Source organism: Cryomorphaceae bacterium, from assembly GCA_007695365.1.
Lineage (GTDB): Bacteria > Bacteroidota > Bacteroidia > Flavobacteriales_D > SKUL01 > SKUL01.
Map to the genome: position 1 here is coordinate 37,915 of REDV01000056.1, position 16,850 is coordinate 54,764.

At 50.3% G+C, this 16,850-nt stretch carries 16 protein-coding genes; 6 read left to right on the forward strand and 10 right to left on the reverse strand.

The genetic code is table 11. The features are described 5' to 3' along the window. The first annotated feature begins 5 nt into the window (after positions 1–5). From lptC to EA392_03265, 4 genes are all read left to right on the forward strand, one after another. On the forward strand, positions 6–572 hold the full coding sequence (gene lptC / locus EA392_03250) for an LPS export ABC transporter periplasmic protein LptC (protein ID TVR40714.1): 567 nt from the start codon (positions 6–8) through the stop codon (positions 570–572). Then, positions 559–756 carry a hypothetical protein gene (locus tag EA392_03255; GenBank protein TVR40715.1) on the forward strand — a complete coding sequence of 66 codons (198 nt, stop codon included), beginning with the start codon at positions 559–561 and terminating at the stop codon, positions 754–756. The genes lptC and EA392_03255 overlap by 14 nt, the downstream gene beginning before the upstream one ends. 1 nt (position 757) lies before the next feature. Next, complete coding sequence (locus tag EA392_03260) at positions 758–2,017, forward strand: HlyC/CorC family transporter (protein TVR40716.1); 1,260 nt, start codon at positions 758–760, stop codon at positions 2,015–2,017. Positions 2,018–2,079: 62 nt separating this feature from the next. Further along, positions 2,080–4,155: a hypothetical protein gene (locus tag EA392_03265; GenBank protein ID TVR40717.1), complete on the forward strand. Its 2,076-nt coding sequence runs from the start codon at positions 2,080–2,082 to the stop codon at positions 4,153–4,155. A gap of 52 nt (positions 4,156–4,207) precedes the next feature. Here EA392_03265 and rodA read toward each other — a convergent pair whose 3' ends face one another. The 6 genes from rodA to purH form a co-directional block, all read right to left on the reverse strand. Then, positions 4,208–5,494 (reverse strand): rod shape-determining protein RodA, encoded by a 1,287-nt coding sequence (gene rodA / locus EA392_03270; protein ID TVR40718.1) that lies wholly within the window; start codon positions 5,492–5,494, stop codon positions 4,208–4,210. 40 nt (positions 5,495–5,534) lie between these two features. Then, entirely contained in the window at positions 5,535–7,337 is a 1,803-nt protein-coding gene (gene mrdA, locus EA392_03275; protein TVR40719.1) for a penicillin-binding protein 2, read from the reverse strand. A gap of 3 nt (positions 7,338–7,340) precedes the next feature. Continuing rightward, positions 7,341–7,856, reverse strand: coding sequence for a rod shape-determining protein MreD (locus EA392_03280; protein TVR40720.1), 516 nt, complete (start codon positions 7,854–7,856; stop codon positions 7,341–7,343). Between the two features lie 3 nt (positions 7,857–7,859). Next, positions 7,860–8,681 (reverse strand): rod shape-determining protein MreC, encoded by an 822-nt coding sequence (gene mreC / locus EA392_03285; GenBank protein ID TVR40721.1) that lies wholly within the window; start codon positions 8,679–8,681, stop codon positions 7,860–7,862. Positions 8,682–8,710: 29 nt separating this feature from the next. Beyond that, positions 8,711–9,736: a rod shape-determining protein gene (locus tag EA392_03290; protein TVR40722.1), complete on the reverse strand. Its 1,026-nt coding sequence runs from the start codon at positions 9,734–9,736 to the stop codon at positions 8,711–8,713. 85 nt (positions 9,737–9,821) lie between these two features. Continuing rightward, positions 9,822–11,333 carry a bifunctional phosphoribosylaminoimidazolecarboxamide formyltransferase/IMP cyclohydrolase PurH gene (gene purH / locus EA392_03295; protein ID TVR40730.1) on the reverse strand — a complete coding sequence of 504 codons (1,512 nt, stop codon included), beginning with the start codon at positions 11,331–11,333 and terminating at the stop codon, positions 9,822–9,824. Positions 11,334–11,506: 173 nt separating this feature from the next. Between purH and EA392_03300 the strand changes: the two genes are divergently transcribed. After that, complete coding sequence (locus EA392_03300) at positions 11,507–12,802, forward strand: FtsX-like permease family protein (GenBank protein ID TVR40723.1); 1,296 nt, start codon at positions 11,507–11,509, stop codon at positions 12,800–12,802. A 13-nt stretch (positions 12,803–12,815) separates the two neighbouring features. Here EA392_03300 and EA392_03305 read toward each other — a convergent pair whose 3' ends face one another. Then, the gene (locus EA392_03305; GenBank protein ID TVR40724.1) at positions 12,816–13,340 is read right to left on the reverse strand and encodes a hypothetical protein; all 525 of its coding nucleotides are present in this window, start codon (positions 13,338–13,340) and stop codon (positions 12,816–12,818) included. A gap of 215 nt (positions 13,341–13,555) precedes the next feature. After that, positions 13,556–13,615 (reverse strand): hypothetical protein, encoded by a 60-nt coding sequence (locus EA392_03310; GenBank protein TVR40731.1) that lies wholly within the window; start codon positions 13,613–13,615, stop codon positions 13,556–13,558. Positions 13,616–14,518: 903 nt separating this feature from the next. Here EA392_03310 and EA392_03315 point away from each other — a divergent pair. Beyond that, the gene (locus tag EA392_03315) at positions 14,519–15,082 is read left to right on the forward strand and encodes a hypothetical protein (protein TVR40725.1); all 564 of its coding nucleotides are present in this window, start codon (positions 14,519–14,521) and stop codon (positions 15,080–15,082) included. 57 nt (positions 15,083–15,139) lie between these two features. Here EA392_03315 and EA392_03320 read toward each other — a convergent pair whose 3' ends face one another. Together EA392_03320 and EA392_03325 are read right to left on the reverse strand one after the other, a co-directional pair. Beyond that, positions 15,140–15,673 (reverse strand): dihydrofolate reductase, encoded by a 534-nt coding sequence (locus EA392_03320; protein ID TVR40726.1) that lies wholly within the window; start codon positions 15,671–15,673, stop codon positions 15,140–15,142. Beyond that, entirely contained in the window at positions 15,673–16,467 is a 795-nt protein-coding gene (locus EA392_03325; GenBank protein TVR40727.1) for a thymidylate synthase, read from the reverse strand. Before EA392_03325 ends, EA392_03320 begins: the two co-directional genes overlap by 1 nt. Positions 16,468–16,850 lie beyond the last annotated feature (383 nt).

Consider the following 16,850-nt stretch of genomic DNA (forward strand, 5'->3'; position numbering starts at 1 on the left):
GCGCAATGACGCATTCCACATTGCTACGATGGAGCAGCACAGCACTTGTTGTTGTGCTGCTTTTTTCGTGCAAAAATGAGTTGGAAAAAGTGATGGCCTTTGCCTCTGAGGATGAATGGCCTTTTCAAACTACCTACAATGCTACCTATACCTACACCGAAAAAGGTCAGGTGCTTAACAGGGTTATGGCCGGAGAGGTAAACCGCTTTGGTGCCGACACCGGGCGAACCGAATTCAGCAGCGGCTTTCTACTGATTTTTTACGATTCACTGCAGCAGGAAGAATCGCGTCTGCAATCATTGAGAGCCCTGCAATATCACCATCGCAATCTGATGATAGCTGAGGATTCCGTATTTTTCACCAATGAACAGGGCGAAACCCTCGAAACCAGTTTGCTGATTATGGATCGCGACAGCGGCCTGATTTATACCGACGAGCCTGTGAAAATAACCCGCGACGAAACCATTATTTTTGGTGATGGGCTGCGGGCAAACGAAACGTTTTCATGGTATCGCATTATTAACCCCCGCGGAGAATTTTACATGGATGATGAAGAAGATGACCTACCATAAGTTTATGACCGGCTTCTGGCTGGCTGCAACCATTATCAGTGCCATCATTGCCATATGGATGATTTCCGCCGAAGGATGGCAGGAAGGCTCCATGTACCTCATTTTTCCCGTGCTGGCCGGCATGGCCTACGGAGCGAGGAAGTTCATGGTGAAACGCATGGAGGGCCTGGATCAGAAACCATAGTATGGAATTACTCATTTTGCTCATTCTGCTTTCCATTACACTTTCTGCCTTTTTCAGCGGCATGGAAATAGCCTTTGTGTCGGCCAACAAACTTCAGATTGAGCTCGAAGTAAAAAAAGGCAGCTACGGTGCGCGCATAATTTCGGGTTTCATGAAAAATCCGGGCCGGTTTATCAGTTCTATGCTGGTAGGAAACAACATCACGCTGGTGGTGTATGGTATCCTGATGGGCCGTTTGGTTGTATGGCTAATTTTCCCTGGCGAAACAACCTCCGATGTGCTTGTGATGGTGCTGCAGACCATTATTTCTGCCCTGATCATTCTTGTTACAGGAGAGTTTCTGCCTAAGGCCCTGTTTCGTATCAACCCCAACGCAGCACTGACATTCTTTGCCCTTCCAGTTGCACTGTTTTATTATCTGCTCTACCTACCCTCAGTAGTTTTTACTTTTTTATCGGAAAAGCTGCTCAGCCTCTTCAGCATACAGATTCCAAGGCAGGAAGCAGTGTTCGGACGGGTCGATCTCGACGAATACGTAAAGAGCCTTAGCTCAGGACAAAAAGATGCCTCGCAACTAGAAAACGAGCTTGAAATCCTCAAAAATGCACTGGATTTCAGAAATATCAAAGCACGCGACTGCATGGTTCCCCGCCCTGAAATAGAGGCGCTCGAGGTCAATGAATCCATCAATACACTCCGGCTTAAATTCATTGAAACGGGCTATAGCAAGGTGCTCATTTATCGCGATTCCATTGATCATATCATCGGTTACGTGCACTGTAATGAACTGTTCAACAGCCCTCAATCCATCAAGAGCATTCTCATGCCCCTGTCTATCGTTCCTGAAACCATCACGGCCCGTGAAATTCTTCAGCTTTTTATTAAGCAGCGTCGCGGTCTGGCTGTGGTGGTAGATGAACACGGAGGTACTTCAGGCATGATTACCATGGAAGACATAGTGGAGGAGATTTTTGGCGAAATTGAGGATGAGCACGACCAGGAAGACCTTGTAGAAGAGAAAATCAGTGAACATGAATACCGGCTCTCGGCAAGGCTTGAAGTGGATTACCTGAATGAGAAATATCAACTTAACATTCCCGACCACGGCGATTACGACACACTTGCGGGATTCATTCTTAACCACATCGAAAACATACCCAAGCCACAAAGCCGTCACCGCATTCTGAATTTCGATATTTTGGTGACCAAAGTAAGCAGCACGCGCATCGAGGAAGTGCTCCTCAGGATAAAACGTGATTAGTACCTTTTTTTAGTTGATAGACTGTTGTATATTCGCAGCCCTAAAAAATAACTCCTTACAGAATGGCCGCAATTGGTAAAATCAGGCAGAATTCAGGACTTCTGCTTATTGTGATAGGTGGAGCAATGGTAGCTTTTGTGTTGAGCGATATGTTCAGCCAGGGCGGACGCGTACAACAGCAGTACGTGGGCGAAATTGACGGAACTTCCATCGACAGAATGGTTTACGAGCAGCGGGTTCAGAAAGAGCTCGAAAGCCGTAACAGTCTTGGACAGCCCACATCGCCCCAGGTTACTGAGTCGATCCGAAACACCGTTTGGAACAATATGATTCGTGAAATGGTGATGCGTCCGCAAATGCAAAAGGCCGGAGTTTTGGTTACTCCGGATGAATTCGACGACCTCACCCTTGGCGACAACATGCTGCCCGAATTTCGCAACGACCCCACCTTTGTAAACCCCGAAACGGGTGAGTTTGACCGCGACCTTGTTCGTCAGTATCTTGACTTTGTGCGCACAACCCCGCAGTACCGGGCCTACTGGGAGCTTCAACGCGAAAGAATCCTGAATCAGCGCATGTACGACAAGTACCACAATATGATCAAACGAGGTCTTGTAGCCAATCAGATTGATGCGCGCAACGAATACAACGCCGCGAAGCGAACAGCCAACATTCGCTACGTAATGAAGGAGTACGCATCTATTGACGATGCCGACGTGAACTTCACAGAAAGCGAGCTGAAATCTTATTTTAACGAGCGCAAAGGCGAGGCCCGCTTCAAGCAGGGTGAATCGCGCACCTTTGATTACATCCTGTTCAACGTGAAGCCCTCTGCCGACGATTCAGTGGCCATTCAGAACTACCTGCGCGAGATGATTCCCGACTTTGAGCAAACCCGCCGCGATTCTGTTTTTGTAATGAACAACAGCGATGCCCGTACTTACCAGGTGATTGTTCACAAACCCGGGATGATGGATGATGAAGCCCTCGATGCCATGATAATGGAGGCTGACTCTGGAAAAGTTGTGGGGCCCTACCTTCAAGGCAACAGTTATGTCATTTCAAAAGTATTGGGTGACGTTCAGGAAGAGCAGGCACGTGTGCGCCACATCCTCCTCAGCACCGACGGAAAAGACAAAGACGAGGTAAAAAGCCGTGCCGACAGCTTGTTGCGTGTGGTGAAGCGTCAGAAAAATTTCGAGGAAATGGTTACCCAATTCTCTGAAGATCCGGGGTCGGTAAGTACAGGCGGAGTGTACGAGTGGTTTAACCGCGAGCGCATGGTGCCCGAGTTTACAGCCGCCTCTTTCGACGAACCCGTGGGTGCCATTACCATTGCCGAAACGCAATACGGTTTTCACATTGTGGAGGTATTGGGTCAGCGCAAAGAAGACCAGCGCCGCATTGTTTCGCTCACCCGAAACATCGAACCATCCAACGAAAGCATGGAGGAAGCCTATCAAGAGGCCAACGCATTTTCACTGAACTACGACAGTCATAGCCGCTTTTTGGAAGGAGCAGAGAGTGCGGGTTACACTGTAGAAACTGCTACCGATATCAGCCGCCTCGCCAATATGGTAGGACAGATCAACAACCCAACTGACCTTGTGCGCTGGGCTTTTGGTGCGAAAGTAGGCCAGGTTTCAGAACCCATAGAGATTGACACCAAAATTGTAGTGGCTGTGCTCACCGGGAAGAAGGAAGAAGGTATCGCGTCATTTGAAGATGTGCGCGATGTGATTGAGGCCGAGGTTATCAAAAACAAAAAAGCCGAGATGCTCATCGCCGAAATGCAGGGCATCACTGACCTGAAAGAACTCGCAACGGCTGTTGGAGCCGGTCAGCGTACCGCGCAAAACATCAGTTTTTCCAACACCAACATCGGTGGGAGCAGCGAGCCTGCCGTGGTTGCTAAAGTGCTTACCCTCGAAAGCGGATTGGTTTCTGTGCCGCTGAAAGGCGAACGCGGTGTGTATGTGGTTGAGGTGGAAAACATCACCGAACCCATGGAAGTGGATTCTTTCGACTCGGAAATCCGCTCCCTCAACTCGCGCATGGCATCACGCGTAAACGCTGAAGTTTTCAACGCACTGAAAGAAAAAGCCAACGTGCGTGATGACAGGGCGAAGTTCTATTAATCCCGCTCCAACTCAAATACTAAACCCGGCCATTGCGCCGGGTTTTTTTGTGCTATCCCAACACATAGAGGCGCTCTGAGTCGAGCTTGAGGAAAATGAACAGCAGAATGGTAAAACCCCACATTGAGGAACCACCGTAGCTGATAAAAGGAAGCGGAATTCCGATTACAGGTGCCAAACCTATGGCCATACCTACGTTAATCAGCAAGTGCATAAAGATGATGCTGGCCACTGAATACCCATAGATACGTGTGAAAGTGGAACGCTGGCGCTCAGCAATAAAAATCAACCTCAAGATGAGCGCAGCAAAGAGAATAACCACTACCGACGTACCTATGAAACCCCATTCCTCGCCGATGGTGCAAAAAATAAAATCGGTGCTTTGCATGGGTACGTACTTGTAGCGCGTGAGAGTACCCTGCAAAAAGCCCTTGCCCGAAAACCCTCCCGACCCAATAGCCGTTTTGCTCTGATTTACATTGTACCCCGCTCCCAATGGATCTTCGGCCAGCCCGAGCAGAATCTTGATTCGTGTGCTTTGGTGAGGCTCAAGAATGTTCTCAACAAAATAATCTACCGAACCAATAAGCAGAATACTCCCCAAACAGGTAAGCACCAAAAACCAGGTGGCCCTTTTGCGAACACGCGGCATGGCAAAGCTCCTTACCATCCAAAGACCCACCAGCATCATGCCCGCTATGGCCCCCATCAGCACGTATTGACCCGTTACTTCAACATCCACCAACGGAACATTCACCACTCCTTCCTTAAAGAGCAGCGCTAAAACCGAAAGTGCTGCCGCGATAATTCCGAAAAACAGAATGTTACCCGATAATCCCTCGCGGTAAAGCACCAGCACAAAGGCGGCGTAAACAAGCACTGTTCCGGTATCAGGCTGAAGCATAATAAGCATGGCCGGAAAAAGAATGATTGCGGCCACGATAAACTTGGTTTCCAGTCGCTGCAGCCTGGTGGTACTTTGACTGAGCACATGGGCAAGCATCAGCGCAATCGTAAATTTTGAGAACTCCGAGGGTTGAATTCCAAAGCTCCCAAAGCCAAACCACGCCTTTGCTCCGTTTACTTCACGGCCAAAGATGAGCACCAATACCAAAAGTAACATCACCACCGCGTACATCAACCACGCGGTGCGCCTCATAAAGGAGCCTTCAATCAGAAGGATGATTTGCGCAATAATCAATGAGGAAACAATCCAGATAAACTGCTTGCCATACTCCTGCGAGGTGTCGAACATACTGGGGTGGTCGGGCTGCAATCCGGCTGCGTAGATATTGAGCCAACCAATAAGCAGCAGTGCCAGAAACAGCGCCACGCTCATCCAGTCAATTTCGGTCCATATGTTTTTCTGTGCGCGCAAATCAGTTGTTCAGGAGGTTGGCATCCAGCATTCGCTGTTCAATATGAGGCCTTGAGATGCTGTCGGTGAGGTACTTTTCTATCATCAGGCTGGTAATAGGGGCCGCCCAGGTGCTCCCAAATCCAACGTTTTCAACGTATACCGCCATGGCAATCTGCGGATTGTCTTTCGGGGCAAAGGCAATGAAAATGGAGTGGTCCTTACCGTGCGGGTTCTGGGCGGTTCCAGTTTTTCCGCACATCTCAATATCCCCAAATTTGGCTCCGCGTCCTGTTCCCCGCTCAATTACCTGATGCATCCCCTGTATGGTCTCTTCAAACCATTTGGGGTCAATGCCAGTGTGGTTTTTCACAGTGTAGGTGGAGTCAGTGATGGGCTCGCCGTCAATGGCTCTAATCACGTGGGGGGCATAGTACCAGCCTCGGTTGGCAATTACCGCGCACATATTGGCCATTTGCAACGGAGTCACACCCAATTCGCCCTGCCCAATAGCCAGCGAGATGATGGTGTGAGGCTTCCAGCGGTGCTGCCCGTAGTAGCGGTCGTAATAGGTAGAAGGCGGCACAAATCCACTCACTTCACTCGTGATGTCCACCCCAAGTTTTTGCCCCAAACCGAAGTTCAGCACATAGTCCCGCCAATGGTTGTATCCCGTTTCGGCGTTGGGATATTTGTCAATGATGCCCTTAAAAACGTGGCAGTAGTATGCATTGCAGGATGTTTCAATGCTGTAGTGAAAACCGGTGTGCGAATTGTGCGCATGACAGCCCAACCTGCGACTTCCATAATAGTAGCCCATATTGCAGGTGTAGTAGCTTCGCGTGGTAATGGTCTCCTCCTCCAGCCCAATCAAGGCATTGACGAGCTTAAAAGTAGAACCCGGGGGATACTGCGCCATCACGGCCCTGTTAAACAAGGGGTTGAGGGTGTCCTTGGCAAGTTTCTGGTAGTTTGCGCTTCGCACCCGCCCAACCAGCAGATTGGGGTTGTAAGACGGATTGGTAACCATGGCGAGTATTTCACCGGTGGCCGGTTCGATGGCCACAATACTTCCGCGCTTGTTTTTGAGAAGTGCCTCACCGTATTTCTGCAGCTCCAGATCAATGGAGGCGGTAAGATCTTTACCCGCGTAGGCCATGGTATCATAGCGGCCCTCCTTGTAACTGCCCTGTACACGATTGTGTACATCCACCACCACGAGTTTGGACCCACGTTTACCGCGCAGCGCTTTTTCATAGATGTTTTCCACTCCGTTGGCTCCGATGTAATCGCCCGGACGGTAGTAGGGGTCTTTTTCAATGTTCGCCCTGCTGGCTTCGCTTACATATCCCAGGAGGTGTGCGGCAATGCTGTCGGGGTAGCTGCGCAGGGTTCGCGACTGACTGTAAAACCCATTGAAATGATGCATCTGCTCCGCAATTCGGGCGTACTGGTCGGCGGGGATTTGCTTCTCAAAAATGGATGGCTTGTACAACGAGTATTTACGCGCCGTAGTCATTTTCTCTCTGAATTGCTGGCGCGTTACATCCACCACTTTGCAAAACAGGGCAGTATCCAGATTGCCCACATCCTTGGGTATCACCATTAAATCGTACACTGCGGTGTTGCCTACCATCAACTTTCCGAAGCGGTCGTATATAAGACCGCGCGCCGGATAGATGGTGATTTTGCGCTCGGAGATGTTGGCTGCCTTCGCCTTCCACTGCTCATCAACTACCTGAATAAAAAACAAGCGCACTATGAATACCAGCGCCACCACCACAATCATGGTTCCGATCACGTATTTGCGGTCGCTGTAGTCCATCCTTTACAAACGCCTTTTAAAGAAGAAAAGGTATTGCACCAGAATACAAAGCAACAGGGTAAAGAGTGCGCTACCCAGGGCGCGGGCAAACGTGTGAAAAAAGGAGCTGAACCTGAATACCTCGAGGAAGAACAACCAAAGGTGGTGCGCCAGTATGAGAATTCCCGCGTACGACACAAACCACTGCAAGCCGAGGTTGTCAATGCGTGGCTTGATGCCTATCTCGTAGCCATCACGCGGAGCAAAAAGAGCAAGAATACGGGCCCGCAAAATGCCCATTACCAAACAGGCTGAAATGTGCATGCCAAGGGTGTCCAGGAAAAGGTCAATTGAAGCACCGGTAAAAAAGCAGGCAACAAGCACCAGCCACACAGGAGCCTCAATAGGAAGCATCAAAATGCCTAGTACGTACAACATAGGTTGCACCTGACCGTTCCAGAGCCCAATAGAATTGAGAATCAACCCCTGAAAGAGAATCAGCGCCAGCAATCGTACTATGTTTTGCACTATCAGAGCCATCACCTAAGGGGTTTGTTCCAGTTCCAATTGTTCCTGTCTTAATGCGTTTTGAATCACATATACATGGCTCATATTTCGGTAGGGCTGGGCCAGTTTCATGCGTATTTGATGAAAGTTACTCCCCGGAATGTCTTCCACCTCGTCAATGGTTCCAACCAGAAGCCCCGGAGGGAAAATAGCCGATGCACCGCGGGTTACGATACTATCGCCAACGCTCACATCGGCGTGCTTGGCCATGTCTTCCACAAAAGCGTATCCGGGATCCTTGCCGTCCCAGCGCACAAGTCCAAAATGATTGCCACGGCTGGTTTGCACGCTCAGCTCAAACGAAACGTTTATAATAGGAATCACTGTAGAGTAATGCCGCGACGCATTCCGAACGATACCCACCACGCCTTGCTCGGTAACAACGCCCATATTAGGACTGATCCCGTCGAGTTTGCCTCGATTCAGGGTGAGGAAGTTCTTTTGCTTGGTGATACTTGAGTTAATGACCTGCGCCGGTACGTAGCGGTATTGAATAAGCATGAGGGTGTCGTCAACAATCATGTATTCGTTGTCCACGCGGCGGTAAGAGCTTCGTTGGCGGTTCAGTAGAATCTGGTTTTGCCGTGCGAGCTCCTGATTGTCCTGTTTAAGCTGAAAATACTGGCGCATACCGCTGCGCATTTGTTGCATCCCTGCCACATAATCGCGGGCTACCGTGTGCGCAACTGTACCGTGGTACACATTGGCCGAAAAAAGCAAGTAAAGTGCGAAAACCTGAAGCGTTAAAAACAGGAAGAAATCTTTGTAACGCAGGATGAACTGTATCAGGTTGCGCATCGAGTCACGGCCTTGCTTTCAGGGTTGTTTTAATCACGTATAAGAAACTGGAAACGGTCAATGTTTTTGAGCGCAATACCTGTACCGCGCGCTACCGCTCTGAGCGGGTCTTCGGCAATGTGCACTGGCAATTTTGTTTTGAGCGAAATACGCTTGTCCAATCCGCGAAGCAAAGAACCGCCTCCCGCGAGGTAAATCCCCGTGCGGTAAATATCGGCCGATAGCTCCGGTGGCGTCATTTCGAGCGCGCTGTGGATGGCCTCCTCAATTTTTGAGATGCTCTTGTCTAACGCATGTGCAACTTCCGAATACGAAACGTGAATTTCCTTGGGGATTCCGGTCATCAGGTCTCGGCCCCTTACGGCAAAGTCCTCCGGCGGATCATCAAGCTCGGTAAGAGCGGAGCCTACTTCAATCTTAATCTGCTCTGCGGTGCGCTCACCAATCAGAATGTTGTGCTGGCGCCGCATATACTCTTCAATGTCCTGGGTAAACTCGTCGCCCGCCACACGAATGTTTTTGTCGCACACAATTCCGCCAAGGGCAATAACAGCAATTTCGGAGGTTCCTCCGCCGATATCAATAATCATATTGCCCACGGGCTCTTCCACGTCAATGCCGATACCGATAGCAGCAGCCATGGGCTCGTGGATGAGGTACACTTCTTTGGCTCCGGCGTGTTCAGCAGAGTCGCGTACGGCGCGTTTCTCAACCTCGGTGATGCCCGAAGGGATACAAATCACCATTCGCAAAGACGGTGTAAAGAGCTGCCTACCCGGTTTAATCATCTTGATCATTCCGCGAATCATGGCTTCTGCTGCCTGAAAGTCAGCAATTACGCCGTCCTTTAACGGGCGGATCGTCTTGATGTTCTCGTGGGTTTTACCGTGCATTTGCTGCGCTTGCCGCCCGATTGCAATTATCTTGTCGGTGGCTCGGTCTTTTGCCACGATAGAAGGCTCATCTACTACAACTTTGTCGTTGTAGATGATGAGCGTGTTGGCGGTTCCGAGGTCGATGGCGATTTCCTGGGTAAAGAAATTGAATAGGCCCATGTGTTGCTGGATTGTGAAGTTCCTAAGGTAGGGTTTTAATACGTTGGAATGGACTTGGGGTTCGCGCTTTTTTCACCGTGCACTGTCAGTGTTTGAAATGACGTACCCCGGTCATGACCATGGCCATGTTGTGCGTGTCGCAGAAGGCCACCGAAAGTTCGTCTTTGATGCTTCCTCCTGGCTGAACCACAGCGCTTATACCTACGTCGTGGGCAATTTCCACACAGTCGGGAAAGGGGAAGAATGCATCTGAAGCCATCACTGCGCCTTGCAGGTCAAAACCGAAACTTTTTGCCTTGTGAATGGCCTGCCTGAGTGCATCCACGCGCGAAGTTTGCCCGGTTCCGCTGGCCAGTAACTGCCCGTTTTTGGCCAGTACGATGGTGTTGCTCTTGGTGTGCTTGGCAATTTTGTTGGCAAAGGCCAGGTCCTGCTGCTCGCGGCTGTCGGATGCTTTTTTCGTCTTGAGCTGAAAAGCGTCTGCCCCTTCCATCGAAGCGTCGCGGTCCTGCACCAACACCCCGTTGAGGGCAGATCGAAACTGTTTTACAGGCAGATCAAAGAGCTTTTGGCGGAGCAGGATGCGGTTCTTTTTACTTTGCAGTAGCTCCTGCGCCCCGGCTTCGAATGCGGGGGCAATCACCACCTCGCAAAACAATTCGTTTACAAGTTCAGCGGTAGCTATATCCATGGGCCGGTTGGCAATGAGAATACCTCCAAAGGCCGAAACAGGGTCGGCAGCGAGGGCAGCCGAATAGGCATCGCTCAAGGTGCTGCGCGTAGCCAAACCACAGGCGTTGTTGTGCTTGAGGATGGCAAAGGTGGGCTCACTGTCCGTAAACTCCAGCATCAGCGACACAGCCGCATCCACATCCAGCAGGTTGTTGTAGCTCAGTTGTTTTCCGTGAAGCTGGTCAAACATCGCGTTGAGGTCGCCAAAAAAGGCACCCTGCTGGTGGGGGTTCTCACCGTAGCGCAGAATGTGGCCATCGGCGCTTTGGTAGCTGAAACTCTCCCGGGAATCCTTGCCCAAATAAGAAGCGATGGCCGTATCATATCCCGAAGAAACCCGAAATGCGTGCGTGGCAAACTCAGCGCGGGTGGCATCGGGCACTGAGCCATTGTTTGCCTCGAGGCAATCCACAAGGGGTTGGTACTTTTCTTTAGAAGCCACAATCGTGGTATCTGCGTAGTTTTTGGCCGTAGCGCGAATCAGTGCTATTCCGCCAATATCAATTTTCTCAATAATATCCTCGTGCGATTTCCCCGCGGCTACGGTGTCTTCAAAAGGATAGAGATCCACCACAACCAGGTCAATGCTCTGCAGGTCGTATTGTTTCATCTGCTCCTGATCGCCCATATCATTTCTGCGGTTCAAAATCCCACCGAAAACTTTGGGATGCAGTGTTTTTACCCTCCCCCCCAAAATAGACGGGTAGCCGGTTAGCTTCTCCACAGGTGTTACCGGAACACCCAGATTTTCGATATAGGTTTGGGTGCCGCCCGTGCTGATAATTTCTACCTTCATCTGATGAAGGGTTTGCACAAGGGGTTCGAGGCCGGTTTTGTCAAATACGGAAATGAGGGCAGTGCTTATCTTTTTCAAGGAAATACGGGGTTTTGGAGGGCATGAAACAAAGGATGCAATTTTACGAAGATTAAGGCTAGATTACGGCCTTATTTGGCTCCTGTTGAAAAGTAACGGAAAATGTTCAAATCCACACATAAGCACCGAATGCCACTCGTACTTTTTGATCTGTCGGCGGACAAATGCCTCTTACCTTTGTTTTGCTCATTCTCCGCGTGAAGTACATCGCTATTTATATCAGGCTTTTTGCTGAAAGCGTGCAATTTGCACTCAGCGCTCTCGTGGTAAACAGGTTGCGAACCGTGTTGTCGCTTCTTGGAATCACCATCGGCATTTTTGCCATTATCTCGGTGTTTACGCTGGTTGATACCCTCGAAAATGACATTCGGGCGAGTATTGAAGACCTTGGCGATAACGTAGTGATGGTGCAAAAATGGCCCTTTGCCCCGGAGGAAGGTGATGAAGAATACGCCTGGTGGAAGTACTGGCGCCGCCCTGAGCCTAAAATGTCGGAAGCAGCCATGCTCGCAGACCGCATGGTACTGGCCAGCAACGTTGCATGGCAGTCCAAAATCAATCGCACCTTTGAGCGGGGCAGCAGTTTCGTGGAGAACGTGGAGGTGGCCATGGTTACCCATCCTTATGAGCAGGTTATCAATCTGAAAATTGAGCAGGGACGTTACTTCACGGAAATGGAATCGGCTTCCGGAAGAAACATCGTAATTCTCGGTGCCGAAGTAGCCGACAAGCTTTTTCCGGATGGGAATGCAATGGATCGCGACGTGAAAATTGGTGGTGCCAAGGCGCGGGTAATCGGTGTGTTTGAGCGCGAAGGGGAGAATATTCTGGGCTCGGGCTTTGACAATTCGGCATTGATACCGGCGCGATTCGGCAAAACCATGGTGGATAGCGATGCTCTCAGCGGTTCGCAATTGCTGGTAAAAGCCCGCGAAGGTGTAAGTAATACCCAATTGCGCGACGAGCTCACGGGGGTACTCAGGAGTATCCGACGTCAGCGCCCCACCGAAGAAAAGAGCTTTGCTGTGATTGAGCCTGATTTGCTCAGCGGATTGATTGATGATTTGATCGGGTTTATCAATGGCATCGGTTGGGTAATCGGTGGCTTCTCCATCCTGGTGGGCGGATTCAGTATCGCCAATATTATGTTCGTTTCGGTAAAAGAGCGCACCGGGCAAATTGGCATTCAAAAATCGCTGGGCGCGAAGAACAATTTTATCCTTACGCAGTTTTTGTCGGAATCGATTATTCTGAGCCTGATCGGCGGCGGGGTGGGCCTATTGGTGATCTACGCGGGTACCATCGTAGTGGGAGCCATACTCGACATGGACATAATTTTAAGCCTCAGCAATGTGATGATAGGCTTGGGGCTTTCTGTGGTGGTGGGATTGATTTCAGGATTGATTCCCGCCTGGATGGCAAGTCGCCTTGACCCCGTAGAGGCCATGCGCTCCAAGTAAAAAAGTTTGGCCTTTAAATTCCCGGAACTTCGAGGGGTTTGCGAACCGGCGCTGTGGGTGCAACTTCGTCGTAACCCATCTCCACCAGAAAGTTTTCCCAGTCATCCCATTGGCCCCGAATACGCTCCAATTCCACCCGATACACAGGAACATCGCCGCCAAGAGCTTTCAGACGCAATGCTTCAATGGAAAATGACGGAGTGTGGTAGCGCCATTTATACAAGTCGTTCTTCTCACAAAACATCGCTGCCGGAAGAGTGGGCCGCTCGATGGTGATACGCACTCTGTTCACCCATTCACCCTCTTCTCTATTTACTGGAAGGTCCACAACTTTTTGCAAAGCAACCATGCTGCCAGACATGTCTTCCTGTAAGGCCGCAGGATGAATATGAGCATCGCGACACGAATCCACGAGTATCTGATCCAGAGGGGAGTATGCAAAATGGCCGTCGGGTGAGGATTGATTCAGCAGCGCAAACATCCACAGCAAACTGGCAGAAGCGAACACTAAAAGCAAGGCAATTACTTTCCTGTGCATGGTTGTGAGGTTGGAGGTTTGTGAAATTGTTTAGTCATTGGCACACAACTGCTAAACCGACGCAGAGCACATTTGTTTAACATCTCAATTTGAGTGTTTCAAAGATAAAAAAATCCGGTTGGTTAAACAATGTGAAAACAGCCATTCGACCAACCGCGATTTAAAACGCATCAACCATCAATTCAGTGTGATGTTATAGTCAATACCGTTGTATGTTACCACTGCATTGTTGTTGCAGTTGCCGTTACCGTAGTCCAGATACATTGCCGCAGCACCTTCGGGAACGAGCTCCAGCGTACCTGCGGTTACCCACGGACAAACAATTTTCACTTCCAACGCCTGGGTAATGTTAATGGTGTACGGAATACCGTGTCGGGATACGCCCGCCCCGCTCCCGGTAATGTCATACACATCGTCAAAGGGGTTCCACCATGTATTGGCACCGGCCACCCACTCGCGATTGCGGATGCTCTGCCATGTGGAGGTCCAGTTGCCATTCGGGTGGGTGAGTGTAACACCGCTTTCAACAACCGAGTAATGCAGATTTCCGGCGCTGTTGTTTCCGAGGTTGGTCACCACGCGCGTACCTTCCAGTTGGTGGTCCATTACAAAGTAGTTTTCGAGGGTGCTTGTAATCGTGGTTCCTTCATTTTGATAAGGGCCTGAGATGGTGACGTGAATTTTACCCCGACGGGCTACGCCTGCGTCCGAAACACAATTGCTTTCGCCAAAATCAATAGTCACCGTAAAGGGCAAGGCGAGGGTATCAATGCTCACGGTGGCACATTCAGGCAGACCGTAATTGTTGCGCAAACCGGGCTCAGATTTTCCTACGCGGTCAACCACTGAGAAGGCATCTTCATAAAAAGCAAGGGTCATTGCCATATCGCGAACCGCCGAGAAGTCGGGTTCATCATCTTCATCCTTCTGACAGGATACAAGGCCGATAGCAAACAGTGCAAGCATGCCTAAAATCATACAATGACTGGGCAGAAATGGATTTTTCATGATTCACAGGTTCACCCCCGCGCATCAAACATCAAACCAATTTTAACATGCGTTAACAAGTATAACAAAGATTAACGCCAAAGCGTGAAAAAAAACTAAATTACAGATGTATGTCGATGATAATCAATGTAAATTGCTTAAAATCGTAGAAACCCCAAAAATTAAATGTTATGCCAATAGAAATCTTATCGAAAGTAGTAAACGGAATCAAAGGGGGTGTAGAAGCAACCCTTAAAGGAAGTGCCGACGTGGGTAGTTCTGTTGCCAACGCGGTACGCGATGTTACAGTTACCACGCTCAAAGGTGTGGGTGAATTGGCCGTGAAAGGAATTCAGCTTCCGGCATCTATTGTTGCCGGAGCGATACACGGTGTGGCAGCCATCGGCGCTACGGTAGTTCGCTCCGTTAAAGGTATTGTAGAAGGTACCATTCAGGGAGCCATGAAAGCCGGAGTTTCGCAGGAAGATGCGGTAAAAGGATCGGTTAAGCAGGCCATCCTGTCAGCCCGCGATCTTGGTGCGGATGTAGGTGGTGTGGCTGTTGAGGCCGTAAAGGGTGCTGTAAGCGGCGTGAAGCAGGTTGGAGGCGACACTGTCTCGGCTACAGGCCATGCTGTAAGCGCTGCGCTCGATGCCGCCAAAGAAATTGGTAGCGAAGCGCTCAGCTCGGTGCAGAAAGCACTCGACGAAAGCGTTGAAGGTGCCAAAAGCGTGTTGAAGGAAGTGAAAAGCTAGGCTTTTCTCTTTCACGATTTTCGGGGAAACTCTATCGGGTTTCCCCTTTTTTTATGTTCACTGAACCGCACCGCTGCTCTGTGAATGCACGCGGTCATACACCCTAACTACAAAAGCCTGCGCATGGCGCTCGTCCGCTTCGTGCCGTTCTTCGTGTACCATTGTCCACGCGTACTTGTCCCAATCAGGAAAAAAGGTGTCGGCCTCCGGGGCATCCTCTACGTGGGTAATGTACAGTCGGTTTACCCTGCCACTGGCCATGGCTTCCGCGTACACCTTGCCGCCTCCGATGATGAAAATTTCCTCCGAATTGTGCCCGGCTGCCAGTTTAATTGCGTCGTTGAGGTTGCTTACAATCAGTGCTCCGGGGGCCTTGTAGCCGGCGTTTCTGGTGAGTACAATGTTGAGCCTGCCGGGCAGGGGGCGGAATGCCTCCGGAATGGATTCGTAATTGCGTCTGCCGGTAATCACGGGGTGGCCCATGGTGGTGTCGCGAAAAAACTTCATATCGAGCGGCAATCGCCACAGCAACCTGTTGTCTTTACCGATGGCTCTGTTTCGGCCGATGGCTGCGATGACAGAGATTTTCATCAAACGGATACTTCAGCCTTGATGTGCGGATGCGGGTCGTAGTTCACCAGCTCAAAGTCTTCGAAACGGAAACTGAACAGGTCTTTCACCTCAGGATTCATTTTCATTTGCGGCAGCGGACGGCAATCGCGCGAGAGTTGTTCGTGGGCCTGCTCCAGGTGGTTGTTGTAAAGGTGAACATCGCCAAAGGTGTGCACAAACTCGCCGGGTTCCAGGTCGCAAACCTGCGCAACCATCAGCGTTAAGAGCGCATAGGAGGCAATGTTAAAAGGTACACCCAGAAAAGTGTCGGCGCTGCGCTGGTAGAGCTGACAGCTCAGTTTGCCATCCGCTACGTAAAACTGAAAGAGGCAATGACAGGGAGGCAGGGCCATTTCGTCAATCAGGGCAGGGTTCCAGGCAGACACAATGTGACGACGGCTGTCGGGATTGTTTTTGATGCCCTCCACAAGGCGGGCAATCTGGTCAACGTGTCCGCCGTTGGGGGCCGGCCAGGAGCGCCATTGGTAGCCGTAAACCGGACCTAATTCGCCGTTTTCGTCGGCCCATTCATCCCAGATGCGCACGCCGTTTTCCTTGAGATAGGCAATGTTGGTTTCGCCTTTCAAAAACCAGAGCAGCTCGTGAATAATGGAGCGCAGGTGCAGTTTTTTGGTGGTCAGTACCGGAAAACCGTCTTGCAGGTTAAAGCGCATCTGGTATCCGAAACAACTCAGGGTTCCGGTGCCTGTGCGGTCACTTTTTGGGGTTCCGTTTTCGAGGATATGCCGGAGCAGGCCGTGGTATTGTTCCATGTGTGCGCGTGTTTGCACAAAGGTAGAAAGCACAGCGGGTAGGATGGCATTGTGTTGAAAAATATTGAAAAGTAGGGGGTGGGCTCAGCGCTTGTGCCTTTACTATGCTTGATGATTGGAAATCTGTTATTTCGACCGAAACAACGCCGCAGGGATTGCGGAGTGGTCTGCTTCGACATGCGTCTGGCCCGAGGGCACAGAAGCCAACCGCAACCGTTCACCACTCAATTAGCAACTAAACCACAAAAGGCGAAGTTGACAACCCTTTTCTGGATTTTACCACATCTATGAACTCACTTTGCATGTGATCAGGCTAAAGACATTTTTTCGCAACTTTTACTCGCCAAATTCTATTTACGCGACGAAATCACGGTAAAAAATAA